Origin of the sequence: Rhizobium sp. BK316, from assembly GCF_014193695.1 — a bacterium.
Classification (GTDB): domain Bacteria; phylum Pseudomonadota; class Alphaproteobacteria; order Rhizobiales; family Rhizobiaceae; genus Rhizobium.
This window is the reverse complement of record NZ_JACHZR010000006.1, coordinates 54048-76323: the sequence shown is the minus strand read 5'-3', so window position 1 is coordinate 76323 and position 22276 is coordinate 54048. Positions and strand designations below refer to the sequence as shown.

Here is a 22276-nt window from a genome sequence, read left to right as displayed (position 1 = left end):
GAAAGAATGCGGTCCGCCGTGGCCGCGCCGGATAATGAAAGTCGCGATTGGTGCGGGGGAGAGGGCAGCAGCCAGACCGCAACCGGAACAATTTCGTTCCGGGGCCTGTACACTTCAGATAAAACCTGCTGCGAAACCATCAACAACCAAGCGTGATCGACAATGACGAAGACCCATTTCGGGTCCGATGAGTTTGCTCCCTGAGAGCGTGGTGGCTGATCCACCGATGAAATCCCAGCATGAAGCCGGAAAATCAGGATCCAGTTCTCGGGTGGAAATGCATTCGACGGCGGACGATTACCGGTTGTGGCGCCAGGTCCGGGGGGCCGGCTGGCTGCCTCGCGGCGACTCTATCCCGTCAACACTTCTACCCTGAAATTTGTTGTATGTTTTCTCTGTCACAATAGCAAGGGAAAAGCCAAATGTGCCATAATATTGATGGATTTCGTATCGCATAAACTCCTGGGGGATAAGCGATCCTGATTCGCGGGTCGGCATATGCGCGCTCGCCTCTGGCGAGAGTGCGCCGGGGCGACGTAGGGTCCATCGCAGTAATAAATAGGGTGTGACGGGCTATTGTTTAAGAGGTTTTGGGTCGGGGCGGAGTTGTCCGCAGGGCGAAAACTGGGATTTGCGGCGTGGCTTTTCGCCTTCGCGGCGCTTTGCACGGTTCCGGGCAGCGCAGCCGGTGCGAAGGATTCCCTGCTGGCTTATGGAGCGCGAATCGTCGGCGACGACGCCAGAACCCGTATCGTCATCGATTTCGACCGCGAGCCGCGTTTCTCCGTCCACTACATCGCCAATCCCGAGCGTATCGTCGTCGACCTGCCGGCAACGGCCTTCGGTTTCCCGGCCAAGGACCTCGAAGCCCGCGGCCTCTTCAAGGACATCCGCTACGGTGCCATGGACGAGGGGAGCGCCCGCATCGTGTTGACGGCGGCACGCCCGGTCCAGCTCGCGTTCGCCAAGGTACAGACGGATGAGAAAGGCAGCGGTCACCGGCTGGTGCTCGATGCCGAGATGATCGACAAACAGAAATTCGCCGAACTGGTGAAGACCCAGTCCTGGACCGATCAGGCCAATGCAGCGCAGACGACGAGCGCCATTCCGCAGCCGGAAAAGACCGCGCCGGGAGATTTCGTCATTGCCGTCGATGCCGGCCACGGCGGTATCGACACGGGCGCTATCGGCGTCGATACGAAGACCGAGGAAAAGCAGGTGACGCTTGCCTTCGCCAAGGCGCTCGCCGACCGCCTGAACAAGGAGCCGGGCATCAAGGCTTTCCTGACGCGTGACAGTGACGAATTCCTGTCGCTCTCGCAGCGCGTGCTCATCGCTCGGCAGAACCACGCCGGTCTCTTCATTTCCCTGCATGCCGATACGCTGAAGCAGAAAGACATTCGCGGCGCGACTGTCTACACGATTTCCGACAAAGCCTCGGACAAGCTCGCCGCCGATCTCGCCGAACGCGAAAATCTGTCCGACCAGATCGCCGGCAAGGAAACGGTCGCCGAGCCGCCGGAAGTCGCCGATATCCTTCTCGACCTGACGCGGCGCGAGACACAGGCTTTCTCGATCTCGCTCGCCGAAAGCGTACTCGCTTCCTTCAAGGATCAGGTCAGCACGATCAACAATCCGCACCGTCATGCAGGCTTTCGTGTGCTGCAGGCGCCGGACGTCCCCTCGATCCTGCTCGAACTCGGCTTCCTCTCCAACGTCGATGACGAGAAGCTTCTGCTCGATGAGGGCTGGCGCGGAAAGATAACCGATCTTTTGACCGATGCGGTGAAGCGTTACCGCACGAGCCTTATGGCCAACGGCGGCTAAACCAGGCGTTGCCCGGAAGCGACACCCAGGCCTAAACCGGACCTCTTGGAGGAAGGGAAAGGGAAAGTGGTGGGACGAGCCCTATTTTGCTCACATTCACGCCGTTACTCGGGTCTATATGTTTCGCATATGTGAGACGGAATCGTCTTGTGGCGCCAACGCGCATGGAGTAAGCCGCGCAATGTGCAAACCAGCATCGTCTATGCGATTGTAGCGGCTGCGCCGATCAGAGATTAGAAGTACCGGTAGCTGAAAATATGGTTAGACTTCTTGGATATTTCTTCGGAATAGCGTGCGTCGGTTTTCTGGGCGCTGCGGCTGTCGTCGCCGTCTATCTTGGCAGCGTCACGAAGGATCTTCCGGACTACGCCGTTTTGAGCAGCTATGAGCCGCCGGTCACGACGCGAGTCCATGCCGGCAACGGCGCGCTGATGGCCGAATATGCCAAGCAGCGGCGCTTGTTTCTGCCGATCCAGGCCGTGCCCGACCGCGTGAAGGCGGCCTTCCTTTCGGCCGAAGACAAGAATTTCTACCAGCATCCGGGTATCGATATCACTGGTTTCATGCGCGCGGTGGTTGCCTATCTGACCGGCGGTCCGACGCAGGGCGGTTCGACCATCACCCAGCAGGTGGCCAAGAACTTCCTGCTGTCGAGCGAACAGACCATGGAGCGTAAGGCCAAGGAAGCGATCCTATCCTTCCGCATCGAGCAGGCCTACAGCAAGGACAAGATTCTCGAGCTTTATCTGAACGAGATTTTCTTTGGCCTGAATTCTTACGGCGTTGCCAGCGCTTCCCTGACCTATTTCAATAAGTCCGTCAGTGAACTGACCATTGCCGAGGCGGCCTATCTCGCCTCGCTGCCGAAGGGGCCGGCCAACTACCATCCGTTCCGCCATCCCGATGCCGCCGTCACGCGCCGTAACTGGGTCATCGATCGTATGGTCGAAAATGGCTACGTAAGCCAGAGCGATGGCGAGGACGCCAAGAAGCAGCCGCTCGGCGTTACCGCCCGCAACAGCGGCTCATCTCTTTTTGCCTCCGATTATTTCGCCGAAGCCGTCCGTCGCCAGCTCATCGACCAGTATGGCGAAAAGGCGCTCTATGAGGGCGGCCTTTCGGTGCGCACCTCGCTCGATCCGCAGATGCAGCTCGAGGCCAGAAGGGCGCTGCAGGACGGCTTGATCACCTATGACGAGCGTCGCGGTTTCCACGGTCCGATCAAGCAGATCAGCACGTCTGGCGACTGGGGTCCGCCGCTGGCCGAAGTACCCGCTCTCTCCGACGTGCCGGAATGGCGCCTTGCGGTCGTGCTTGCCGTTTCCAATGAGGCTGTCGATATCGGCCTCCAGCCGCCGAAGGATGGAGGCGGCAAGGTTGCGGCCGCACGTGAGCGTGGCACGATTGCGGCTAAGGACATGCAGTGGGCATTCCGCTCCGCCGGCGGTGACCGCAAGACCACGAAGTCGCCGGTCGGCGCCGTCTCGGCAGGCGATGTCGTCTATGTCGAGCGTCTCGGAGGCGACGGTTCGACCTCCTATCGTCTGCGCCAGCCACCGAAAGTGCAGGGCGGTCTCGTCGCCATGGACCCGAAGACAGGCCGCGTTCTCGCCATGGTTGGCGGCTTCTCCTATGCCCAGTCGGAATTCAACCGTGCCACCCAGGCGATGCGCCAACCGGGTTCCTCCTTCAAGCCCTTCGTTTACGCTGCCGCGATGGACAACGGCTACACGCCGGCCTCGGTCATCATGGACGCGCCGATCGAGATCGTTTCGGGCGGTCAGGTCTGGAAGCCGGAAAACTATGGCGGCGAAGTCGGCGGCCCCTCGACGCTCCGCTCCGGCATCGAGAATTCGCGCAACCTGATGACGGTGCGCCTCGCCAACGATCTCGGCATGAATATCGTCGCCGAATATGCCGAGCGCTTCGGCATCTACGACAAGATGCCGCCGCTGCTCGCCATGTCGCTCGGTTCGGGCGAAACGACGGTGCTGCGCATGGTTTCGGCCTATTCAGTCATCGCCAATGGCGGCAAGCAGATCAAGCCGACGCTGATCGACCGTATCCAGGACCGTTACGGCAAGACGATCTTCAAGCATGAGGAGCGTCTTTGCGAAGGCTGCAATGCCGGCGACTGGCAGAGCCAGGACGAGCCCAACATCGTCGACAACCGCGAGCAGGTTCTCGATCCGATGACCTCCTACCAGATCACCTCGATGATGCAGGGCGTCATCCAGCGCGGTACCGCTGCCGGCAAGATCGATCTTTCGGGCCGCGACGTTGCCGGCAAGACCGGCACGACCAACGACGAGAAGGATGCCTGGTTCGTCGGCTTCACGCCGGATCTGGTCGCAGGCCTTTACATGGGCTTCGATACGCCGGCTCCGCTCGGCCGCGGCGGCACGGGCGGCGGTCTCTCGGCGCCGATCTTCAATGAATTCATGCAGGCGGCTGTCAAGGATATGCCTGAATCCAAATTCGTGGTCCCGGCCGGCATGAACATGATCGCGATCAACCGCAAGACCGGCATGGCGGCTGTCGATGGCGATCCAGGCACCATCATCGAAGCCTTCAAGCCAGGCACCGGCCCGGCCGACAGCCTCTCCGTCATCGGCATGGACGGCATGATGGCGCCGGAAGAAATCCTGCGCACGTCGCCGCAGGCAAACCAGGCAGTCCAGACCAACACGCCCGGCCTGTTCTGATCACAACCGATTTCCATTGCGCCCGCCACGGCTCTTTACATCCGCGGCGGGCGTCTCTATGTCACCAGCCTTACAGAATACCCGGTTACTCACAGAATACCGAAGCAAAGAAGCAGGAAAATGCGAGCGGAAATCCAGAACATAGTCGATGAAACCAAGCAGGCTATCACCCTGCTGAGGAGGCATCTTTGACTGGGACCAGGCGGTAAGACGACTGGACTGGTTGAACAACAAGGCAGAGGATCCCAACCTCTGGAACGATGCGCAGGAAGCCCAGAAGCTGATGCGCGAGCGCCAGCAGCTCGATGACGGCATCAATGGCGTCAGGTCGCTGGAGCAGCAGCTTTCCGACAATATCGAGCTTGTCGAACTCGGCGAGGAAGAGGGCGATGAAAGCATTGTCAAGGAAGCCGAGGACGCGCTGAAAGGCCTGCAGGCCGAGGCCGCCCGCCGACAGGTCGAAGCCATGCTGTCAGGCGAGGCCGACGGCAACGACACCTATCTGGAAGTCCATTCCGGCGCAGGCGGCACGGAAAGCCAGGACTGGGCGAACATGCTCCTGCGCATGTATACCCGCTGGGCTGAGCGCCAGCGCTTCAAGGTCGAACTCATGGAAGTGCATGACGGCGAAGAAGCCGGCATCAAGTCCGCGACCCTGCTGGTCAAGGGCCACAACGCCTATGGCTGGCTGAAGACGGAATCGGGCGTGCACCGCCTCGTGCGCATCTCGCCTTATGACAGCAATGCGCGCCGCCATACCTCGTTCTCGTCGATCTGGGTCTATCCTGTCGTCGATGACTCGATCAACATCGAGATCAATGAAAGCGATTGCCGGATCGATACCTACCGCTCGTCGGGTGCCGGCGGCCAGCACGTCAACACGACGGACTCGGCCGTACGTATCACTCACATTCCGACCGGTATCGTCGTCGCCTGCCAGCAGGAACGCTCACAGCATAAGAACCGCGCCAAGGCCTGGGAAATGCTGCGTGCCCGCATGTATGAAGCCGAGCTGAAGAAGCGCGAAGAGGCCGCAAACGCCGAGGCTGCCTCCAAGACGGATATCGGCTGGGGCCACCAGATCCGCTCCTACGTTCTGCAGCCCTACCAGCTCGTGAAGGACCTGCGTACCGGCGTTACGAGCACTGCTCCCGATGACGTGCTCGATGGCGATCTGAATGAGTTCATGGAAGCAGCACTTGCTCACCGCATCAGCGGCGCAGCCGATGCCGTCGTCGATGACGTCGACTAATCGGCAAAGACAGACCTGAAATAGAAAGCTCCGGAAACGGGGCTTTTTCATTTTCAGGCGTCCGCAGAAATGTCGATTCCGTGAAAGAACGCACCCGATAGTTCGGCGATCTCCTCGTGAACATCAGCACGTTCAATACCCGCCGGATCGGTAAACAGGAGCTCTGCAAAGGAGAGTCCCAGTGCCGTGCCTTCCGGCAGGAAGATATAATGCCCAAGACCGCCCGGAAGGATTTTCAAGGTGCTTCGATCAAGCCGCGCATGCAGCCATGACGAACATTCTTCGGCCGGGGCCGTGTTGTCGGCATCGCCGACCAGAATGAGAGCGGGCTTGTGGATGGCTTTCAGGCTCTCCTCGCTGAAGCCGCGGATAGATCGACCCGGCGCGCAGACCAGCGCTGCCCTGATTCTGTCGTCCCGATAGGATCGCGACATCCGCGACCATGATTCGCGAAATGCCGTGCTTGTGCGGAGCAGCGACGGGATATGATCGGCGAGGTCGGGAAACTCCCGCGGGCCACGTGGCCCTCCAGGTTTCAGCCTGGATTGTTCGAACTGCGAGAATTGAGCGATGGCACCGAGAAGCAGCATCACCGTATAGGCACCAGCTGAAAATCCGGCGGCGAACACGCTGTCCGTATCGATATGTCCGGCCAGATCGCCCTGCCAGTCTTTTCGGCGGTCGAGCATGAAGCTCAGATCGGGCGCGCGCTCCCAGAGACAGGCAAAACCCTCGGCGCGATAAGCTTCGCCGCCGGTATTGCCATGATGGTCGACGCCGAGAGCGATAAAACCACGATCGACCAGACGGCGGGCGAGCCATTCCAGCCCGGCTGCCGAGCCGCCGGTACCATGCGACAGCAGGACCAGCGGATAGGATTTCGTCGCCGGGCGGATGGGCGCATCGCGGGCGACCGCGGCCCTCCGGAACCAGCTTCGTCCCGGAATTTCGGTTTCAAGCGAGCCCTCGGCTGCCGGATACCACAGGGACCAGCGAACAGGTCTTGGGCCGGTCCCGCCCCAGTCAGGCCGCGTCTCGTCATGGAGAATGCCTTCGCGAAAGCCGAGTTTCATGGCTTAGCCCCGATGAATAGCCTGCGACGCTCAGTTCGTCGCTTTCTCCACGGTAATATCGCCGAACTCGTCGATCAGCACCGTCCAGCCGTCGGATTCGGCAGCAGCATCGGTCTTCAGGTAGACCGTGGCGAAAAGGCCCGGCTCCTTGATGATGCCGCTCGAATTCTCGGGCCGGATATCCGTGACATAGGGTTTGAGGTCGCTGATTTCCTGCAGTTCGACCGTCGAGACGATGGCAGGTCCGGCGTCGCTCTGCGCGATCTGCTGCAGATAGATCTTGGAGGTTTTGTCCGGCTGGCGCACGGCGAAAAGCTTGTAATAGCCGTGCCGCTGCTGCGGTTTGGCATCCTCCCCGCTCACATTTTGGGTGCTGACGCTCTGCGTGGTTGTCGGGGCACGCTCGACCGGCAGCGAATTGCCGTCATCTTCCCAATAGCCGGTGCTGGTCGCGAAGATGATCGAGGCCGGCAGGATATCGTCGTGAACGGTCTGCGCCTCGGCGGCGGTCGCCCAGCCCGAAACAAGGAGCGCCGTCATAAATGCTTGCCGCATCGCCATCATTTCAATCCTCGAACTGTTCCGCCAGAATCCGGTCCGACCACGAGCGGTCGGGATCGGAAAGGATGCGTGCCGTCATGTCCTCGGACTGGGCGATGCGCACATGCAGTATGGATTTGATCTCGGTATTGTCTGCGACCGCATTCACAGGCCGCTTCTCGGCTTCCAATATATGGATGTCGACGGTCACCCGGTTGGGAAGCAGCGCTCCGCGCCAGCGCCGCGGCCGGAAGGCGCTAACCGGCGTCATGGCGAGGAGGGGCGCGTCAAGCGGCAGGATCGGACCGTGGGCGGAAAGATTGTAGGCGGTCGAGCCGGCAGGCGTGGCCACCATCAAGCCATCGCAGATCAACTCCTCCAGCCGCACGCGCCCGTCGATTTCCACCCTGAGCTTCGCTGCCTGATAGGATTGCCGGAAAAGATAGACTTCGTTGATCGCAAGCGCCGACGAGTTGCTGCCGTCGGCATTGGATGTCGTCATCTTCAGTGGGTGAAACGCATTCTCGACGGCGGCACAGATGCGGTCGTGCAGGCCGTCCGTCTTGTAGTCGTTCATCAGAAAGCCGACGGATCCGCAATTCATGCCGTAGACGAGCTTGCCGCTGTTCATCGTGCTGTGCAGCGTCTGAAGCATGAAGCCGTCGCCGCCGAGCGCGACGATCACATCGGCCTCGTTTGCGGGCACATCGCCGTAAAGGCGAATCAGCTCGTCTCGCGCGGCGAGCGCTTCCGTGGTCGGCGAGGCGATAAAAGAAAGCGTCTGAAATGACCGGCCCATGCAATGCCCTTTGTTATGCTGCTCTAGCTAAAGGATAAAGGGCTTCTACGACAAGACGTTTTGCGTCTGCTGCCGGAGTTTGGGCGATCCTGGAAACAAAGAGATAGGCCGCCGCCCTTCGATCGATATGCCGCAGCAGGTTACGTCCGCGCTCGAATTGAATCCTTATCGAAGCGCCGATGGCACAAAACCTCCGCTGTGGATAGATTTGCCTCGTTGCCGGAAAGGGCAAATTTTCTTTACAAAAGATCAGAATCTGCTACTTCGCAGCCATTGCCCTTGTAGCTCAGTTGGTAGAGCACCTGATTTGTAATCAGGGGGTCGCGGGTTCGAACCCTGCCGGGGGCACCAGTTTTCCAGCCATTCCATTACATGAACAGAGACTGAAGGGTCGATTCAGCAGCAATTCAGACGCGCTCGATCATTCTCGCTTCATCAGAAACGAGGAAGTGAGCCATGAGGATCTCCAGTTTTCTCCTAGCAGCCGCCATTTCGGCCGGTACTTTGTTTTCCGCCGTAGCCCCGGCTGCGGCTGTCCCTCTCGACCGTCCTGCCGTCTCGCAACGGAGCGATGTGATCCAGGTCCGTGGCGGCGATCGGGATTGGGGTGATCGCGATAGGGGCGATCGGGATTGGGGCGATCGCCGTGACTGGCGCGAGCGCCGCCATTGGCGTGAACGTCGTTACTGGCGCCCGGCCTGGGGTTATGAGCGCCGCTGGAGCCCGTGGCAGGAAGAGCGTTGGCGCGAGCGTCAATATTGGCGGCGCCATCACGGCGGACCCTATTGGCTCTATCGGAGCTGAGTGAGGCAAGCCGCCTTCCAACCCCGAACAAAATCCCGTCGCAAGATTTCGAGCTTGCGACGGGATTTTTGCGCGACCTGTATTCGGTCGCAGGCGGAACTGCTCGCAGAAGGAAACCGCGAAGGCGCATGGTCGTTGGCGGACCCGGCTTTCACCGCCATATTTTTGTTCAACGCCCTTCATGGGGTCGTCAATCAAGACGATGCCGGCGACGATGGAGCCAGCCGCGCAAAGCTGCTTCGTGATATCGAGGATAACGTCCTGCGCCTCGTTCGCTGAGACGGCAACGACGGCATCTTCGGGCGCACGAACATTTAAATCCCTGTTTGTCTTGCGGGATTGAACATCCGACAGCTTGGTGGGTTCCGGACCGGCTATTGCGCTGGCTGGGGCGGATTTGCCGGTGCCGTCGGCGCGAGCGGGTCGGGCTGCCGGATCGGATGCGATTTATCGACCCAGATGAGGCTCAGAATGATCATGACAAGGACCGCGATGAAGAGAACGCCGAAGATCAGCGGTCGAAATGCCATAATGTGGATTTCCTTTTTGCCGGCGCCCCTGGAAAAAAGAATGTATAGCCGAGTACAATGACCGGCTGGCCTTTTCCAAGGCGGAATATGGACCATGAACGAAGGTGTTCAACCGCAAGCGCGGCAATCCTTGCCTCTGTCCACGACATATTGGTGGTGGCTGCCCGAGAAGCCGGGCATTGACACCTATGCCTTCAGGTGCAGCCTTGCCGCATAAAGGGCAATCGCCGCGGCATTCGACACGTTCAGCGATTTGATGGCGCCGGGCATATCGAGGCGGGCGAGCGCGCTGACGGTCTCCCGTGTCTTCTGCCGCAAGCCCTTGCCTTCGGAGCCGAGCACCAACGCGATTCTGCCGCCTGAGAATGTGCCTTCGAGCGGCGCCGGCCCTTCCGAATCGAGACCGATCGTGAAGAAGCCGAGCTTGTGCAACTCGCCGAGCGCATCCGAGAGATTGGTGATCTGTATATAAGGTATGAGCTCCAGCGCGCCCGAAGCCGATTTGGCAAGCACGCCCGATTCGGTCGGGCTATGTCTCTGGGTGGTGATGACGGCGCCGGCGTTGAAGGCGACGGCCGAGCGCATGATGGCGCCGACATTGTGCGGATCGGTCACCTGATCGAGCACGAGAAGCAGCGGGCTGTCCTTCAGCGCTTCCAGTCGCCGGACGGGCAGGGGGCGCGTTTCCAGCAGCACGCCCTGATGGATCGCTTCGGGGCCGAGCACCTTGTCGATATCCTGCGGCGAAACCATTTCGACCGGAATGCCGATCACGTCGGGATCGACCTCCAGTCGCGCAAGCGCGTTCTGCGTGATCGAGAGCTTGATGTTTTTGCGTTCAGGGTTTTCAAGCGCGGCGCGAACGGTATGAAGGCCGTAGAGGAAGACCTGATCGGGGGCGAGCGCCGGCGGCTTCCAGTCATCAGCGCCTCGCTTGCGCTTCTGCGGCGCTGGTGTCGGGATTTCGCCGCGTTCGCGCTTGGCGTCGCGGTGCGCGCGCCGGAGCGTTGCGTAATGCGTGTCTTTTGCGGACTTGTCGGTGGCGGGCGTGCCGCCGGATTTTTTATCTTTGCTCATGCGGCTTTATAACGATGGCGCTTGTTGCCGCATAGGCCTTCTTTCATGCGCCGGCTTTCAACGGACAATGAAATTTTTCCTGTATTTTCCATTGTCATCGTGTTGACAGACTGAAATCGTCCGGTCATATACGCGGCGCAGACGACGGGGCGGCAACGCTTCAAAGTCTGACGAACTTGGTCTTCAAGATCCGGACGAAAAACTGGAGAGATGCCCGAGTGGTTAAAGGGGACGGACTGTAAATCCGTTGGCTCAGCCTACGTTGGTTCAAATCCAACTCTCTCCACCATTCGTCATTGGATCGGACCACCCCGCGGGTATAGCTCAATGGTAGAGCAGCAGCCTTCCAAGCTGAATACGCGGGTTCGATTCCCGCTACCCGCTCCAATACTTTCAATTACTTAGATAACAGGCGTGTCACCCGTGTCATGCCGTGTCAGCCGCGCTTTTTGGCACGAGCCTTCGCTATTTCCCGGCTCTTTTCCAAACCGTCGCCCCGGCTATAGCGCCGAGTCGTCTTCGTCGTGCTGTGGGTTGCCAATTTGCTGGCATCTTCCAGAGAGCCAGTAGCCTCCTCCGTTTCCGTGACAGCCCCAGCTCGGGAATCCATCGACCAAACGTTCGAAGGAACTCCAGCCGCATCGCGAACCTTACGGAATTTTTCCGTATAGCGGTTCTCCCAATATGGCTTGCCGTGATCTTCATCGATGACAACAGGGCCAATATCGGGAATGCGGTAGGCTTTTAAAGCCTCCTGGACGAGTGGATATTCTTTCAGATCGCGTGCAACCGCAGCACCGGTCTTGCTCGTCTTGAGCGACAGGATCATATCTCTTGATATGTCCTTGGCCATCAGGCCCGACCAGCGGAATTCCCCACCACCGGGCGGCGGCGCCCATTCCCCGATGACATCGATGCGGCGAAGAGCCGTTTCGAACTTGACGGCCTCGACAAAGCCAATCGAGGGGCATTTGAGTTCGGCACTTTTCTTCACGATTGCTAGGCATTGGTCGTAGGTCATTGCCACGGTACGCGCCGCCGGCTGCTCGAATCGCATGTCAGACAGTATCAGTCTGGCCTGTGCGCAGCCGTGGAAGCGTTCTCCTGCTCCATAGGAGATTATCACCCGCAAGAGCTTGATCGCGCCTGACGCCCTTCTGTGGCCCTTTTTGCGCCAATTGGCAAACCACTCCCGGAAGTCGGAAGCCCGCAATGCGTCAACGCGACGTTTCCCGACGTTCTTTTCTAGCACACGAAGGCTCGGCTCATAATCCCTTATGCGAGTTGAATGCTTCACGGAATGCAAGGTGCTGGTCTTGTCATTCCGGTAGCAGGTAATCAGGGATTTGATTGTGCCGTCGAACTGATGCGGGACGCTGCGTTCTACGAGTTCGGCTTTTAGTTCGTTTGTTCGGCGCTGGCATTCTGCGGCGATTTGCTCATCAGATAAACCATCATCAAGCCGGATAGCAGAAAGGGCGGCAGGTGCTCCCTTGACCGCCCGTTTCGGATTCCAGTAGTGGGCGCGAGACCCATCTTTGTTATCCCGGTACTGGTAACCGGGCCTATCAGTCCTCATCCCAATCTTCCTTTCCATCAGGGGCGAGATTGCCCGATGGAACCATGCCTGGGTCAATTGAGGGGGCGTCAACCATTTTCTGCTTGTGGATATCGGGGATAGCGGTGACAACCAGCGTTTTGATATCGATCGTTACCGCCATCCCCTGAGACTTGGCGGCTCGGAAGATGCGCTCCATGTCGGCTTGGCGAAAAGCGGCTCGCGTCATCCTACCTATCCTTTACAGCGTCGAGAGCAGCCCTGGCGCGTCGGAGATCCCTGATTTTGAAATATGCCGGTGTTGCCCAAACTGTATCATCGCCATCTCCGTTGTCGGGATCATAGCAGGCGGCTTCATCGGCAAACGGCTCCAATGCCTTCCTAAGCCGCTCGATCTCGTCTGCTGCGTCATCGTTGCGCTTTTGTAATTCGCCAACCGCCTTGAGGTACCCTAGAGATTCCGTCTCTTTGCCAGCAAGTTCGATGCGTAGGCGATTGATCTCGTCAATGGCGTCCGATATGGCTTGCTCTACAGTCCCTCTCATCTCGACTCATCCACCGGTTTGAACATGGCCCTTGGCGGCAACGCGGGCTTAGGGAGTCGCTTTGCAGCCTTTGGTGACTGAGGGAAGCCCGCGCTGCGAATGGGCTTCTGCGTGGCCGCCTTGAGCCCGTGAGCGGCATTATAAACCCGCTTGGCCTTGGCTATCTTCTTCACATCATCGTTCGTCTTGCCGTCTTTGCCGCGATGGCAGCAGAAGCCTAGCAACTGGCCTTCGGCGATGGTTATCTTGCGCTGCTTGTCGGCTTCCGGTCGTAGAGCCTCGGGAATCACGTGATCGATTTCCCATGCCCCTTTCTTCAGCACCAAGCCGCAACGCTCGCAGGCGACGTTCCCAGAGGCGGTACGGGCACGCTCGACGATCTGCTCTTTCTGGTTACGGGAAAATTCGCGGCGGCTCATGTTGCAGGCTCCTTCTTCAGGAGCCATGCAGGTGGTTTCCAATTACCTTCTTCTTCATCGCAATAGGCGTCGATCATCTCGCGGCAGTTGTCGTATGCCAATTCACTGACTTTGAACCCACGAGGCGGCTTTACCCCTGCTTCGTTGATCTGCATGGACAGAAACCCGGCGCATGTCAGAGACTTTCGGGTCGCAATCCCTTCGCCCGTCTCGTCATCGTGTTCGATGGTCTTGTGGCACAGGAATTCCGAATACGGGTTCTGCGCCGAGTAGGCGATGTCTTCAGCCCGCTCTACATGGAGGAAAGGGCGAACGTCTCGACGGAAGGGGCAATGAGCGCATGGCTCTTTCATGAAGGATGTCATTCGGCGCCACCTCCCATGAAACGTGGGTCAACGAACTGCTGAACCGGTATAGGAGTCTCGCACCAGAGACGGACGAGGCCCTTACCTAGATCCGTCGTCTCGACAGGGCTTTCGATATCACCCCGACGCAAGATGCCGACATCCACGAGGCGCTTGACGGTTGGCCAATAGCTGGGAGCGGTGTTCCTTTCGAACGGCGCAAGGCTGCAGTTGTGGTGCAGGATGATTTCTATCTCGTAAGGCGTCCACATCATTGCACCACCGTCTTTGGCCAGTTATGAACATCTTCAACGAGCGCCCATGTTTCGGCATCAACGTTGGTGATCCTAGGCGTGAAGCCCTTTCGTTGAAATTCGATGACACGCTTTACCGCTGCATTGATTGCAGCCTTGCGATCCTCGCTCTTGACTATGCAGAGGGTCACGATTCCATGTTTGATCCTGTGCTCAAACATCCTTGGCAATCTCCCTTTCTTCTCGCTCGACCCGCTCGTTCTCCGCAGCCTGCTTTGCCATCAATACGGCAATGGCCCGTAGCTGCTTTACGGGGTTGGGCTGGTGGGTGGGATTAGACATCGGACCCCACCTTTCCCTTCGAGGGTGATGGCGACCGAACAACACGGCGGAAGTGGTGGGCATAGGCGCCGACTGCCTTCCAATATGCGGCCATCGGGCCTTTATTCTTCGACCAAGATTGCTGTGCGCGGTTGCGGGCATCGGTGACTAGGTCACCAAGGATATCGGCGACGATCTCACGGGCTTCCGGCGACAAATCATCGAGCCGCTTCACTGCCGGCAGAGCGAGCACAGGGTTTCGAACCTCACGACGGTTACTGCGGTCGGTCATTTTTTCACCCTACCCGATAAGGCGGCTAGGGCCGCGGACATGAACTCGTCCAGTCTATCAAGCCTAAGCACGTCGTCATTCGCGAGTTCGATCAGGTTCACTTTCTTCAAACCCGCATCGACGGCTTTGCGCACATCCTCTTGATCAAATATGACTTTAGGCATCGCCGCTGCCCTCCGTTGCGGATTGCACGACGGTTTCATCAGCCCGCAGTGGAGAAGGCATGAGCCCTTTGCGGCGTAGATAGTCGAGCGCACCGTCATTGAGCTTCTTGGCAGCGGGCGTTTCCACGGCCTGAAGATGACGGGACATGCGCAGGACGATGGACACAAGCTCGCGCTCGATAAGGTCATTTCCGAAGCTGTCGGTCGCCCGCACATTTGTCTTGGGGGATGGCGTCTTGCCGAAGGGCAGCCAGCCTATAACCTCGCCATGACCATCGGTGATGCAATCGTGGCACCAGTCCCAGCCGGCGAACCGCCATTCATCTACCGTCGTGTCCGAAAGCTGGTTGAAGCCAATTGTTTCGTACGGGTCGCGGCTATCGTGGAATGAAGTGAAGGCGTCCAATTCCTCCTGACCTGGCAGGATCAGCAGGTGAAGCATGGTGCCGTTTTTCGGTGCGGTAGCAGGATCGTTCCAGCCGGCAGGGGTGACAGCGTTTGTCATGGCTTCTCAACTCCAATCGCGATGATGCGGTCGGATGGGACCATCTCTGCCAGTTCCGACATAGGATCGATGCGCTCGTGCTCTGCAATGTTCATGACAGGCACGGCGATCTCTGTGCCGTAGCGCTCTGTCCATGTGGCGAGCCAGTCGCGCCAGTTCTCACCGTTGACCTGTTTCGCCTCGTCGATTGCGCCTTGCATGTCAGGGTATTCCGCCAGCAGCACGGGGCGCGCCTCGCGGCTGATGCGCGGGATCTGATGCGTGTAGACGCTCTCGCCCGTCATCCAGTTGAGAACTTCATAAACGCATCCAATGCCACTCTCTGACACGAGGAAGCCGGTCAGCGTGGACATGACGGCGTCTATCGGGAACGTCTTAGTTTTGCGATCAGCCATGATCGGCCTCCGTAATTGCGCGCTGGTGGATCATCATGGCGAAGTTGCAGATATCGACGGGATCGCCTTTCTCGATGTGCTCGACGAGGAGTTTGCCGAGGTGGGAGAGTGAGCATTGCTTTGGATCGTCCCAGCCGCCGCGGCCTTCCTCGCGTTTCTTGGCAAGCTTGGCTTTCATGGCGGCGGCAAATTGGTCGACGGCGATATCGTCAGGGTGCTGATCACCCCCAAGCACATGTTCAGCGGGAGCGGGCCTTGTCGCGAGGGATAGACGAACCTCGTCTTCATAGTCGCGTACCAGTCGCATCGCACTCGAAAGGGCGATGTTCTTGAACGTGTCTAGGATAGGCATGTCTCCCTTGGCGCGGTAGGCCTCAATGACCGCCTTGTCTTGCGCGCGAATAGCCCACGCCATTCGATTGAACCACTCGAATGCTCCCCATCGATCAACGTTATCGACGAAGGCCAGCATGGCATCGGGCACAGGGTCGTCGAGCAGAGATGCGACCTCAGCAAGCCTTTGCCCGAGCGCCGCCATGAACTGCGAGAATTCCGGATCGAGCTGCTCACGAGCCTGCATGCGGCACTGGCCTGCGAAGTCAGCCAGCGACCATGTTTCGAAGCGTCCGCCCTCAATGGAGGGCACCACCGTTTGTGGCGAGGGCGATGGGGAGACCGGTTCGAAACGCTTGTCGAACTCGGCTCGGCCGAGATACCGCAGCGTCTCACTGCCTTCGGCCTTGAATGAGACGACGTCGTCGTCTTCTCCCGCGACGACGAAGACAACGCCGTTTGCCGGGTTGATGTATCTTCCGCCGGCTGAAAGTGGGACGGGCGACGGAGAGCCAAGTTCCTCAATGCATTCGAGCAAAAGCCTCGAGCGCTCTACGAACCGTTCGCGATTCGGAGATCTGGCGGCAGACACGTCGTCGCTCGTCATGGTTTGGAGAACGCGCTGAAGTTTTTCGACAACAGTCATGCGGCGGCCCTCCGCTCCTCCTCCTTCAGATGGAGAGTGTGAGGCGTAGAGTGGCGTTGCCGAAGGCCATGCTTTAGCTTGTGCACGGCTCATTGTGATGTAATAGCATCCAAGGCCGTCAATCATGTACCATGCCACCGGCTCGGCATTGCGGGCTTTGAGATAGGCGCTTATTGCCGCTTCAATCTCTTGCCGGGAATATTCATCATCCATTGTGAAAGCCGCCCAATATGCGGCAACAGCAGCGTCAATAGCCTTCTCATGATCTGTCTGTCCGGTCATTGTTTGGGCTCCTGATGAGGGAAGTATGCAGGGTTCAGACGCAAAGTGACACGCCCAACCCGGCACCCAGCTCGATAAGCACGCTTCCAACCCTGCATCTCCGTTCCACCTTCCCGAGCCCACGTTTTGCCAATCGCTTCGCATGATGCCCTACGGGTATCGCGAGCTGTATTTGCGAGGATAAACGCCCTTGGAGTTCCGGACGGCCAGAATGCCGCCCATGCGTGTTCGACGATTTCCATATCCTTCCCCTTACTCTACCGGTTCAGACTGGCTGCGGAGGGTGGACGGGCCATCAGTAGGCCAAGCCCGTCTTTTACCGCATTGGATGTAACTGATAGTCTGGCGCGTCACACCGAACCGCTTAGCCATCTTGCTTTGCGTCACATTGCCCTTCAGGGCCAATATATCGCGTACGTCATTCTCTGTGAGCTTGGCTTGGCCGTGTCGTTCGCCACGCATCAGCGTGCCGTGGACTAACCTGTCAGCTTGGTTCTCTGTCTTCGTCTTCCAGTCCAGATGCCCAGGGCTGATGCATCCGAGATGGCCTTTGCCGCAGCTGTGCGCCGCCTCGTGTTTTGGAGTTGGAGGAGCTCCGTGTGCGAGTTCGCAGACGTAGCGAGAAGCAGTAGCCGTCTTGCCGTCGATCCTGATCTGTCCATAGCCGTTTCTGCCCTTGCTAAACGGCCAAGACAGACACTCGTCGGAAGTGTGGAGCATGGCGACTTCGTTGATGAAGCGCAGGGGGTCACCTTCAAACGTGCCGCCTGCTAGCGGGTCCCCGTGCCGCAAAAGGCGCCTGTAATGCGCTTGGCAGTAGCCCTTGCGGTACTGAAGCTTGTCGCAGCCAGAAATCGAGCATGAACTAGATTCATCCATTATCGCTCTCCAGATCTTCCAAACTGCACTCAAGAACACCGGAAAGGAAAGACCGGGCTTGGAGAAGCGTCCTGTTCTTTGTGGAGACCGCGTTTGCAGCGATGAGGATAGAATCAATCTTCTTCTGATCGTCAGGAAGTTTCACCTTCCATTCACCAGCACACTGTCCGATGGCGGCTACCCGCTCTTCGTCATCCGAATAACTCATGACGGTGAGAGAGAGCATTTCACGAGCGCAGTCGATAAGGGTTGGAGCCTCCGGTGACGATGTCGAGCCACCACCACCGAAGGACTCGACCGACACAGATCCGCCACGGGAATCCGTTGTGTCGGTATGGGGTGAGCCTGCCAAATCGGGGGCGTGATCGGCAGGCTCGGCAGACGAGGAATTATGCGGGGACTCGTCTGCGCCGGCGAGAGGGCGCTCGCCGGGTTCTTGTTCAATGATTTCGCCGGTTGATGGATCGTGATCCTCTTCGCGGATATGAGCCGTTTCTTTTTTCAAGGTCGCAACATCAACGCCAGTCATGCGTGATAGAAGCTCGGTCATATTCTCCAGAGCTTCGGTCATCTCCGGGTCGTCGAGTTCGGTAAGGGATTTCGGATACTGCATAAACTGACCTCCGACCGTCTTCGAAAGATTGACGATACCGAGAGCGAGCTTGATTGCCTCGCTGGCCTCTTCCTTTGTCTTCCACGGCGTATCGCACTGCTTGACGACAAGGCTAAGGATTGCCCACCACTTGCGTACAAGAACGCGATCCTTTTCCTCTGTGAAGCGAACATAGACGACAGTACCGCGGCGATAACTATTCAGTCGCTCCTGATCGAATTGAGCAGCAGGGGAAAGCCTGCCTCCTTCTATGATCATTCGCAGCGCCGGAAAATCTCCCTTCGACATGTCAGCCTCCGATCTGCTTCAGGCGCCGGTTCTTGATGGCTTTGGCAATTCCCTGGTTGATGTCGTCACCATCGAAGACAGCCATTGGGTCGCGGGCCGTCCATACTTCCTCAACATCTGCAGCCGTGGTTGCCTGCGCCATTTCGGCTTCCATAGTTTCGAAGAACTGCGTCGGGTCGAGATATATGCCGTTCGCGTCCTCATGTGGATTGATGATTTCGCCATCGATTACCTTTTCCACGCGGCGCTCTTCGATAACTTCTGCTGTGTCCTCAGATGGGGGGGCAGGAGGTGCCGGCGGCTTCGGGGGCGTGACATCCTTCATGTTGGCGATCTTCTCGCCTTCGTCTTCATCGTAGATTCCAGCGAAACCAAACGCATAACGAGCGCACTGGATGAGAGCCTTGTGGCGAAGCATCCTGTGCTTCATTGCCCACGGCTCTGTCTGCCGCACGCACTCGACAAGATATTCAGTGACCTCAATCGGGCGCGACCGATCCTTGCGATAGATTCGGCATGTGATCGAAACGAGAGCGCCCTTGTCATCGTGTTCTACGGCGAATTCGATTCCATCCAATGCGTCTTGGCTGTTGATGAGATTAACCCACCCGTCTACGCTGACTATTGGTACGATTCCGCCGCCCTTCGCTGGGAATGCATAGATTTCCTTCAGAAGCGGGTTGAGATTGTATTCCTTCGCGACGAGAAGGAACGCCGCAAACTCTTCACGAGAAGGAACCTTCCCGTTCTTGTCGGGCTTCATGCATGTGGCGCGAACCGTGGCTTCAAATGCCGGCGGCTCCATGCCGTAGCGGTTTGCCATGTCGAGCAGGACGGATTTCGGCCTGATTTCAGCTACAGCGTTCATCTCACGTTTGCCCTCTCTTCAGTGGTGATGCCTGGGATGTTTGTGCGGCCCGCATCGAGCGCGCGCTGCGCAAGCTGGCGAAGCACGAGTTGCACTTCCTCGCGACCGGCCATGTAGGCATACAGTGCGGCATAGTCAGTGACTTCCTTCAGGAACACCTTTGCCGAGACACTGGCGGCCTTGCCATAGGTAGCCTTTATTTGTCCCGTGGCGCCTTCAGGAATGGCGTCGGCCTGTGGCGCGTCCAATGCAGCGGTTTCGCCGTCTCGCTCATGTGCGGCGTTCTCTGCGGCAATACGGGCCTGTTCAATTTCGTACTGTCGCTTGCGTTCTGCCTGGAGCTTCTTCGTCTCCCATGCGCCGATAGAATCGCGAACCTGATCGGCTCCGGCCTTTGCCTTCTTCACCAAAGGTTGCCATTTGGCATCTATGGCTTTCCCGGCCTCAAGATGCGGTTCCTTTTCCTTGGTGCGGATCTTATCTGCTTCGCGGGAAAGCTCGTTCAGTCTGTTGCGCAGTGAGAGCGCCTTTGCCGCCGTGGCATCATCGGAAATAGCCTTGTAGGCATCCATGCCAGCGAGAGCCGCCTCGATCTGATCCATGAGTGTTGCGGCTTCATCTGCCGCGCCAGAGTTGTCACCAACTGTCGGTTCCGGTGGCTTCACCTGGGCGGCAACAACCTTGTCATCGTCGGGCCAGCCTTTGCCTTCATCGGCATTGACATATGCTTCATAGCTCACAGGATTGCGGCAGACGCTCGTCCAGATGTCTTCGGCGCGAACTTCGCGTCCCGCTCGATACGCAATCCAGTTGCCCTGCTCGTCCTTCCAGATCGCGACAGGCTCGAACGGCTTATCCTTGCCGTAGCGGACGCGGTAATAGCCCTGCTGAGGATCGCCATCATGAACAGGGAGCGTCTTTCCGATAGCGGCGGGGTTCTTCAATGCTGCTTGCCACCAAGCCCACGGGCCGATGACCTTCTGTGCCAAAGCGCCAATTGATTGTTCAGCCACGACGGCTCTCCTGTTGTGCAAGATCGATCTGTTTGAAATAGCCTTCCTGGCTACCGAGAATTCCGAATGCGGTTATGCCGGCGATAACCCCTCCGAATACACAGACGGCTAGCTGCGTCTTCCACGATGGAACCATAAGTTCGGCAGCGAGAGATTGAGGCTTTGCAGCGCGGCATTCGTCTTGCGTGCAGGTGCATTCGACGGTGCGCATGGAGCAAAAGATGGTCATTCGCCTATCTCCTGCTTAATTTGATCTCGCCTGATCTCGATCGTATTGGCGCAACCCTTCTGCGCCGTCATCAGAATGTCCTCGATCATTGAGGCGGCATAGGCTGACAGCATTTCCGTTGCTTCTGTCGCGCCTACGCATGCAGACGCGGCGTATAGCGTAACAGCAATCTTGAAGCTGCCTCTGTCTCTGGAAAGAAGGTTGTGGCCGTATTCTTCGAACCAGCTCAAAGCCTTCTGGTTTTTCTCAATGTCTGATGCTGCTACTCTGATAAGGTTCGTGTTCATCACTCTTCACCCCGCATCATCTTGAGCCTTGATGCCGCAGCATCGAGAGCGGCAGTAGCGCAGGTCGGGCAAAGGTCGATGAAATCCAGCTTCTCCTTGCCGCCGTAACTATCAGCGGATCGGGAGCCTTCGATTTTCAGAGAGCCCCAAGCGCCGGGCTTCTTGAACGACTTGTTCTGTGAAAACGCTTCCTGAACCTTATCAGCGGTGAACCCGCAGTTGTCGCAGGAGATGCGTGGCGTAATGTTTACGTCTGCCATCAGTTGAACCCTCCGGGCATCTCGCCATCGGCGAAGTCTCTTTCGCCTTCTTCAAGCTCTTGCTTTCTTGTCAGCGCAGACTTGAGCGCTGGCGGTTCGCCGTGGAAGTCGGACGCAGCGGCGGCACGCGCTTCGCATTCAGCAAGTTCTGCCGGTGACAGCCAGGATGTTTCGTGCTCTTCTAGGGCTTCTAGCCATTCCTGATCTTCATCGACGGGCTTCGGCCCTAGCCGCTCCGACACGATACGGGCGATAGCGTCTTGCTGTTCGTCGTTCATGCGTAGGAATGAGCCGTAAGGGTCGTCTCGGAATTTGATCCATTCACCGGCAGAGAGAACAGAGTCGATCTGGTCCCGGTCAATGTTACGAAGGATCGCTATGATGTTGCGGAGGGTGGAGGCGGAAATGGTCATTTCACACCTCCGACAGTCCAATCGACTTCACCGGTCTCTGCGAGATGGCGGAGAGTGGCGGCGGCTTGGGAAGGGGTGATCTCCTGGTATAAGCCCACTTCTTCGGGCGGATAGAACAGGAGATCCGCCTTCATGGGATTGATCCCTAGATAATCCGTTGCTTCGCCTTCCAAGTCACAAGCAACATCGTACAGATGACCGCTTGGGCGCCCTAGAGCCTCCCAAGCTGCCCATCCTGCAATGCATGCAGGCGTGCCGCAGTCGTGCGTTATTGCAGTCATTGTGAAGCCTTCAGCATCATCCTCTTCGGTGTGCTCCTGCTCCTCGATCAGATCGGCCAAAGCCAGAATGTGTTCTTTCTTCATCGTACCGGCCTCCTCAGCCGTTATTGGAGGGGCGGACGTAGCCGATCTTGAGGCTCGTCTTTTCGAACTTGGATCTGACAGCTGACGGGAGGTCTATGCCGGCGGCCTGAGCGAATAGGTCTAGGTAAATGAACGCGTCGGCGATTTCGTCGCCAAGCATCCCGCGCAGCTCGTCAGGAGTTTCCTTGTTGCCTGGAATGCCGTCACGAACGCGGTTCAGCTTCTTGAGAACGTTTGCCGCCTCGCCGAGTTCGCCAAGCGTTGCTGTCATCCAGTCTGACAAAGACCAGCTATCGAGCTTGTGGTTGAAGACTTCCGGAGATGTGCAGCGCTCAAGATTTTCGGCGCTGAATTCACGCATGTCGAAGGTGTTGCTCATCGCCTTACGTCCTCTAG

Annotated in this window: 33 protein-coding genes and 3 tRNA genes; 8 read left to right on the top strand and 28 right to left on the bottom strand. The window is 58.3% G+C overall.

Annotation, left to right across the window (positions count from 1 at the left end; all coding sequences use genetic code 11):
- The first annotated feature begins 576 nt into the window (after window positions 1-576).
- The 3 genes from FHT87_RS25710 (at window position 577) to prfB (ending at window position 5784) form a co-directional block, all read left to right on the top strand.
- On the top strand, window positions 577-1827 hold the full coding sequence (locus tag FHT87_RS25710) for an N-acetylmuramoyl-L-alanine amidase (protein ID WP_183805631.1): 1251 nt from the start codon (window positions 577-579) through the stop codon (window positions 1825-1827).
- A 257-nt stretch (window positions 1828-2084) separates the two neighbouring features.
- On the top strand, window positions 2085-4532 hold the full coding sequence (locus FHT87_RS25705) for a penicillin-binding protein 1A (RefSeq protein ID WP_183805629.1): 2448 nt from the start codon (window positions 2085-2087) through the stop codon (window positions 4530-4532).
- 120 nt (window positions 4533-4652) lie between these two features.
- A protein-coding gene (gene prfB, locus FHT87_RS25700; RefSeq protein ID WP_183730100.1) for a peptide chain release factor 2 occupies window positions 4653-5784 on the top strand; the annotation gives its coding sequence in 2 pieces (ribosomal slippage) (window positions 4653-4721 and window positions 4723-5784; 1131 coding nt in all).
- Between the two features lie 53 nt (window positions 5785-5837).
- On the opposite strand, the gene FHT87_RS25695 is transcribed toward prfB, so the two are convergent.
- From FHT87_RS25695 to FHT87_RS25685, 3 genes are read right to left on the bottom strand one after another with little or no spacing between them, the layout of a single operon-like run.
- Window positions 5838-6857, bottom strand: coding sequence for a dienelactone hydrolase (locus FHT87_RS25695; RefSeq protein WP_183805627.1), 1020 nt, complete (start codon window positions 6855-6857; stop codon window positions 5838-5840).
- Between the two features lie 30 nt (window positions 6858-6887).
- Complete coding sequence (locus tag FHT87_RS25690) at window positions 6888-7418, bottom strand: hypothetical protein (protein ID WP_183731005.1); 531 nt, start codon at window positions 7416-7418, stop codon at window positions 6888-6890.
- A 4-nt stretch (window positions 7419-7422) separates the two neighbouring features.
- On the bottom strand, window positions 7423-8196 hold the full coding sequence (locus FHT87_RS25685) for an NAD kinase (protein WP_183730094.1): 774 nt from the start codon (window positions 8194-8196) through the stop codon (window positions 7423-7425).
- A gap of 275 nt (window positions 8197-8471) precedes the next feature.
- Between FHT87_RS25685 and FHT87_RS25680 the strand changes: the two genes are divergently transcribed.
- From FHT87_RS25680 to FHT87_RS31045, 3 genes are all read left to right on the top strand, one after another.
- Window positions 8472-8547 (top strand) — tRNA-Thr (locus FHT87_RS25680).
- A gap of 105 nt (window positions 8548-8652) precedes the next feature.
- Window positions 8653-9000 (top strand): hypothetical protein, encoded by a 348-nt coding sequence (locus tag FHT87_RS25675; protein WP_183805625.1) that lies wholly within the window; start codon window positions 8653-8655, stop codon window positions 8998-9000.
- Window positions 9001-9279, top strand: a complete 279-nt coding sequence (locus FHT87_RS31045; RefSeq protein ID WP_210277916.1) for a hypothetical protein — start codon at window positions 9001-9003, stop codon at window positions 9277-9279.
- Between the two features lie 95 nt (window positions 9280-9374).
- Here FHT87_RS31045 and FHT87_RS25670 read toward each other — a convergent pair whose 3' ends face one another.
- On the bottom strand, window positions 9375-9530 hold the full coding sequence (locus FHT87_RS25670) for a hypothetical protein (RefSeq protein WP_183730088.1): 156 nt from the start codon (window positions 9528-9530) through the stop codon (window positions 9375-9377).
- Between the two features lie 186 nt (window positions 9531-9716).
- Window positions 9717-10607 carry a 23S rRNA (guanosine(2251)-2'-O)-methyltransferase RlmB gene (gene rlmB / locus FHT87_RS25665; RefSeq protein WP_183730086.1) on the bottom strand — a complete coding sequence of 297 codons (891 nt, stop codon included), beginning with the start codon at window positions 10605-10607 and terminating at the stop codon, window positions 9717-9719.
- A gap of 204 nt (window positions 10608-10811) precedes the next feature.
- On the opposite strand from rlmB, the gene FHT87_RS25660 reads away from it, so the two are divergent.
- Together FHT87_RS25660 and FHT87_RS25655 are read left to right on the top strand one after the other, a co-directional pair.
- Window positions 10812-10896, top strand: a tRNA-Tyr gene (locus tag FHT87_RS25660).
- 24 nt (window positions 10897-10920) lie between these two features.
- Window positions 10921-10994, top strand: a tRNA-Gly gene (locus FHT87_RS25655).
- A 49-nt stretch (window positions 10995-11043) separates the two neighbouring features.
- On the opposite strand, the gene FHT87_RS25650 is transcribed toward FHT87_RS25655, so the two are convergent.
- The 23 genes from FHT87_RS25650 to FHT87_RS25545 form a co-directional block, all read right to left on the bottom strand.
- The gene (locus tag FHT87_RS25650) at window positions 11044-12186 is read right to left on the bottom strand and encodes a hypothetical protein (protein ID WP_183805623.1); all 1143 of its coding nucleotides are present in this window, start codon (window positions 12184-12186) and stop codon (window positions 11044-11046) included.
- Window positions 12176-12394 carry a hypothetical protein gene (locus FHT87_RS25645; protein ID WP_183805621.1) on the bottom strand — a complete coding sequence of 73 codons (219 nt, stop codon included), beginning with the start codon at window positions 12392-12394 and terminating at the stop codon, window positions 12176-12178. Before FHT87_RS25645 ends, FHT87_RS25650 begins: the two co-directional genes overlap by 11 nt.
- Before the next feature lies 1 nt (window position 12395).
- On the bottom strand, window positions 12396-12710 hold the full coding sequence (locus FHT87_RS25640; RefSeq protein ID WP_183805619.1) for a hypothetical protein: 315 nt from the start codon (window positions 12708-12710) through the stop codon (window positions 12396-12398).
- Window positions 12707-13129, bottom strand: a complete 423-nt coding sequence (locus FHT87_RS25635) for an HNH endonuclease (protein ID WP_183805617.1) — start codon at window positions 13127-13129, stop codon at window positions 12707-12709. The genes FHT87_RS25640 and FHT87_RS25635 overlap by 4 nt, the downstream gene beginning before the upstream one ends.
- On the bottom strand, window positions 13126-13494 hold the full coding sequence (locus tag FHT87_RS25630; RefSeq protein ID WP_183805615.1) for a DUF6283 family protein: 369 nt from the start codon (window positions 13492-13494) through the stop codon (window positions 13126-13128). The genes FHT87_RS25635 and FHT87_RS25630 overlap by 4 nt, the downstream gene beginning before the upstream one ends.
- Window positions 13491-13748 carry a hypothetical protein gene (locus FHT87_RS25625; protein ID WP_183805612.1) on the bottom strand — a complete coding sequence of 86 codons (258 nt, stop codon included), beginning with the start codon at window positions 13746-13748 and terminating at the stop codon, window positions 13491-13493. The genes FHT87_RS25630 and FHT87_RS25625 overlap by 4 nt, the downstream gene beginning before the upstream one ends.
- Window positions 13745-13948: a hypothetical protein gene (locus tag FHT87_RS25620; RefSeq protein ID WP_183805611.1), complete on the bottom strand. Its 204-nt coding sequence runs from the start codon at window positions 13946-13948 to the stop codon at window positions 13745-13747. The genes FHT87_RS25625 and FHT87_RS25620 overlap by 4 nt, the downstream gene beginning before the upstream one ends.
- A complete protein-coding gene (locus FHT87_RS31440; RefSeq protein WP_281411233.1) occupies window positions 13941-14069 on the bottom strand; it encodes a hypothetical protein in 129 nt (42 codons plus the stop codon). Before FHT87_RS31440 ends, FHT87_RS25620 begins: the two co-directional genes overlap by 8 nt.
- Window positions 14062-14340 (bottom strand): hypothetical protein, encoded by a 279-nt coding sequence (locus FHT87_RS25615; RefSeq protein WP_183805609.1) that lies wholly within the window; start codon window positions 14338-14340, stop codon window positions 14062-14064. Before FHT87_RS25615 ends, FHT87_RS31440 begins: the two co-directional genes overlap by 8 nt.
- Window positions 14337-14504, bottom strand: a complete 168-nt coding sequence (locus FHT87_RS25610; protein ID WP_183805607.1) for a hypothetical protein — start codon at window positions 14502-14504, stop codon at window positions 14337-14339. The genes FHT87_RS25615 and FHT87_RS25610 overlap by 4 nt, the downstream gene beginning before the upstream one ends.
- Window positions 14497-15009, bottom strand: a complete 513-nt coding sequence (locus FHT87_RS25605) for a hypothetical protein (protein WP_183805606.1) — start codon at window positions 15007-15009, stop codon at window positions 14497-14499. The genes FHT87_RS25610 and FHT87_RS25605 overlap by 8 nt, the downstream gene beginning before the upstream one ends.
- Complete coding sequence (locus tag FHT87_RS25600) at window positions 15006-15404, bottom strand: hypothetical protein (RefSeq protein WP_183805604.1); 399 nt, start codon at window positions 15402-15404, stop codon at window positions 15006-15008. Before FHT87_RS25600 ends, FHT87_RS25605 begins: the two co-directional genes overlap by 4 nt.
- Entirely contained in the window at window positions 15397-16665 is a 1269-nt protein-coding gene (locus FHT87_RS31040) for a hypothetical protein (protein ID WP_210277915.1), read from the bottom strand. The genes FHT87_RS25600 and FHT87_RS31040 overlap by 8 nt, the downstream gene beginning before the upstream one ends.
- A gap of 252 nt (window positions 16666-16917) precedes the next feature.
- A complete protein-coding gene (locus tag FHT87_RS25590; protein WP_183805602.1) occupies window positions 16918-17544 on the bottom strand; it encodes a hypothetical protein in 627 nt (208 codons plus the stop codon).
- On the bottom strand, window positions 17537-18445 hold the full coding sequence (locus FHT87_RS25585) for a hypothetical protein (RefSeq protein WP_183805600.1): 909 nt from the start codon (window positions 18443-18445) through the stop codon (window positions 17537-17539). The genes FHT87_RS25590 and FHT87_RS25585 overlap by 8 nt, the downstream gene beginning before the upstream one ends.
- A 1-nt stretch (window position 18446) precedes the next feature.
- Entirely contained in the window at window positions 18447-19313 is an 867-nt protein-coding gene (locus tag FHT87_RS25580; RefSeq protein ID WP_183805598.1) for a recombinase RecT, read from the bottom strand.
- Complete coding sequence (locus tag FHT87_RS25575) at window positions 19310-20326, bottom strand: hypothetical protein (protein WP_183805596.1); 1017 nt, start codon at window positions 20324-20326, stop codon at window positions 19310-19312. Before FHT87_RS25575 ends, FHT87_RS25580 begins: the two co-directional genes overlap by 4 nt.
- Window positions 20319-20555 (bottom strand): hypothetical protein, encoded by a 237-nt coding sequence (locus FHT87_RS25570; RefSeq protein ID WP_183805595.1) that lies wholly within the window; start codon window positions 20553-20555, stop codon window positions 20319-20321. The genes FHT87_RS25575 and FHT87_RS25570 overlap by 8 nt, the downstream gene beginning before the upstream one ends.
- Window positions 20552-20842 (bottom strand): hypothetical protein, encoded by a 291-nt coding sequence (locus tag FHT87_RS25565; RefSeq protein ID WP_183805593.1) that lies wholly within the window; start codon window positions 20840-20842, stop codon window positions 20552-20554. Before FHT87_RS25565 ends, FHT87_RS25570 begins: the two co-directional genes overlap by 4 nt.
- A complete protein-coding gene (locus FHT87_RS25560; RefSeq protein ID WP_183805591.1) occupies window positions 20842-21102 on the bottom strand; it encodes a hypothetical protein in 261 nt (86 codons plus the stop codon). The genes FHT87_RS25565 and FHT87_RS25560 overlap by 1 nt, the downstream gene beginning before the upstream one ends.
- Entirely contained in the window at window positions 21102-21515 is a 414-nt protein-coding gene (locus FHT87_RS25555) for a hypothetical protein (protein WP_183805589.1), read from the bottom strand. Before FHT87_RS25555 ends, FHT87_RS25560 begins: the two co-directional genes overlap by 1 nt.
- A complete protein-coding gene (locus FHT87_RS25550; RefSeq protein ID WP_183805587.1) occupies window positions 21512-21880 on the bottom strand; it encodes a hypothetical protein in 369 nt (122 codons plus the stop codon). The genes FHT87_RS25555 and FHT87_RS25550 overlap by 4 nt, the downstream gene beginning before the upstream one ends.
- Before the next feature lie 13 nt (window positions 21881-21893).
- Window positions 21894-22259: a hypothetical protein gene (locus FHT87_RS25545; protein WP_183805585.1), complete on the bottom strand. Its 366-nt coding sequence runs from the start codon at window positions 22257-22259 to the stop codon at window positions 21894-21896.
- Window positions 22260-22276 lie beyond the last annotated feature (17 nt).

Coding starts and splice junctions, on each gene's coding strand:
- FHT87_RS25705 (WP_183805629.1), top strand. CDS start 2,085: ATGGTTAGACTTCTTGGATATTTCTTCGGAATAGCGTGCGTCGGTTTT.
- FHT87_RS25695 (WP_183805627.1), bottom strand. CDS start 6,857: ATGAAACTCGGCTTTCGCGAAGGCATTCTCCATGACGAGACGCGGCCT.
- FHT87_RS25690 (WP_183731005.1), bottom strand. CDS start 7,418: ATGGCGATGCGGCAAGCATTTATGACGGCGCTCCTTGTTTCGGGCTGG.
- FHT87_RS25685 (WP_183730094.1), bottom strand. CDS start 8,196: ATGGGCCGGTCATTTCAGACGCTTTCTTTTATCGCCTCGCCGACCACG.
- FHT87_RS25675 (WP_183805625.1), top strand. CDS start 8,653: ATGAGGATCTCCAGTTTTCTCCTAGCAGCCGCCATTTCGGCCGGTACT.
- FHT87_RS25670 (WP_183730088.1), bottom strand. CDS start 9,530: ATGGCATTTCGACCGCTGATCTTCGGCGTTCTCTTCATCGCGGTCCTT.
- rlmB (WP_183730086.1), bottom strand. CDS start 10,607: ATGAGCAAAGATAAAAAATCCGGCGGCACGCCCGCCACCGACAAGTCC.
- FHT87_RS25650 (WP_183805623.1), bottom strand. CDS start 12,186: ATGAGGACTGATAGGCCCGGTTACCAGTACCGGGATAACAAAGATGGG.
- FHT87_RS25645 (WP_183805621.1), bottom strand. CDS start 12,394: ATGACGCGAGCCGCTTTTCGCCAAGCCGACATGGAGCGCATCTTCCGA.
- FHT87_RS25640 (WP_183805619.1), bottom strand. CDS start 12,710: ATGAGAGGGACTGTAGAGCAAGCCATATCGGACGCCATTGACGAGATC.
- FHT87_RS25635 (WP_183805617.1), bottom strand. CDS start 13,129: ATGAGCCGCCGCGAATTTTCCCGTAACCAGAAAGAGCAGATCGTCGAG.
- FHT87_RS25630 (WP_183805615.1), bottom strand. CDS start 13,494: ATGACATCCTTCATGAAAGAGCCATGCGCTCATTGCCCCTTCCGTCGA.
- FHT87_RS25625 (WP_183805612.1), bottom strand. CDS start 13,748: ATGATGTGGACGCCTTACGAGATAGAAATCATCCTGCACCACAACTGC.
- FHT87_RS25620 (WP_183805611.1), bottom strand. CDS start 13,948: ATGTTTGAGCACAGGATCAAACATGGAATCGTGACCCTCTGCATAGTC.
- FHT87_RS31440 (WP_281411233.1), bottom strand. CDS start 14,069: ATGTCTAATCCCACCCACCAGCCCAACCCCGTAAAGCAGCTACGGGCC.
- FHT87_RS25615 (WP_183805609.1), bottom strand. CDS start 14,340: ATGACCGACCGCAGTAACCGTCGTGAGGTTCGAAACCCTGTGCTCGCT.
- FHT87_RS25610 (WP_183805607.1), bottom strand. CDS start 14,504: ATGCCTAAAGTCATATTTGATCAAGAGGATGTGCGCAAAGCCGTCGAT.
- FHT87_RS25605 (WP_183805606.1), bottom strand. CDS start 15,009: ATGACAAACGCTGTCACCCCTGCCGGCTGGAACGATCCTGCTACCGCA.
- FHT87_RS25600 (WP_183805604.1), bottom strand. CDS start 15,404: ATGGCTGATCGCAAAACTAAGACGTTCCCGATAGACGCCGTCATGTCC.
- FHT87_RS31040 (WP_210277915.1), bottom strand. CDS start 16,665: ATGACCGGACAGACAGATCATGAGAAGGCTATTGACGCTGCTGTTGCC.
- FHT87_RS25590 (WP_183805602.1), bottom strand. CDS start 17,544: ATGGATGAATCTAGTTCATGCTCGATTTCTGGCTGCGACAAGCTTCAG.
- FHT87_RS25585 (WP_183805600.1), bottom strand. CDS start 18,445: ATGTCGAAGGGAGATTTTCCGGCGCTGCGAATGATCATAGAAGGAGGC.
- FHT87_RS25580 (WP_183805598.1), bottom strand. CDS start 19,313: ATGAACGCTGTAGCTGAAATCAGGCCGAAATCCGTCCTGCTCGACATG.
- FHT87_RS25570 (WP_183805595.1), bottom strand. CDS start 20,555: ATGACCATCTTTTGCTCCATGCGCACCGTCGAATGCACCTGCACGCAA.
- FHT87_RS25565 (WP_183805593.1), bottom strand. CDS start 20,842: ATGAACACGAACCTTATCAGAGTAGCAGCATCAGACATTGAGAAAAAC.
- FHT87_RS25560 (WP_183805591.1), bottom strand. CDS start 21,102: ATGGCAGACGTAAACATTACGCCACGCATCTCCTGCGACAACTGCGGG.
- FHT87_RS25555 (WP_183805589.1), bottom strand. CDS start 21,515: ATGACCATTTCCGCCTCCACCCTCCGCAACATCATAGCGATCCTTCGT.
- FHT87_RS25550 (WP_183805587.1), bottom strand. CDS start 21,880: ATGAAGAAAGAACACATTCTGGCTTTGGCCGATCTGATCGAGGAGCAG.
- FHT87_RS25545 (WP_183805585.1), bottom strand. CDS start 22,259: ATGAGCAACACCTTCGACATGCGTGAATTCAGCGCCGAAAATCTTGAG.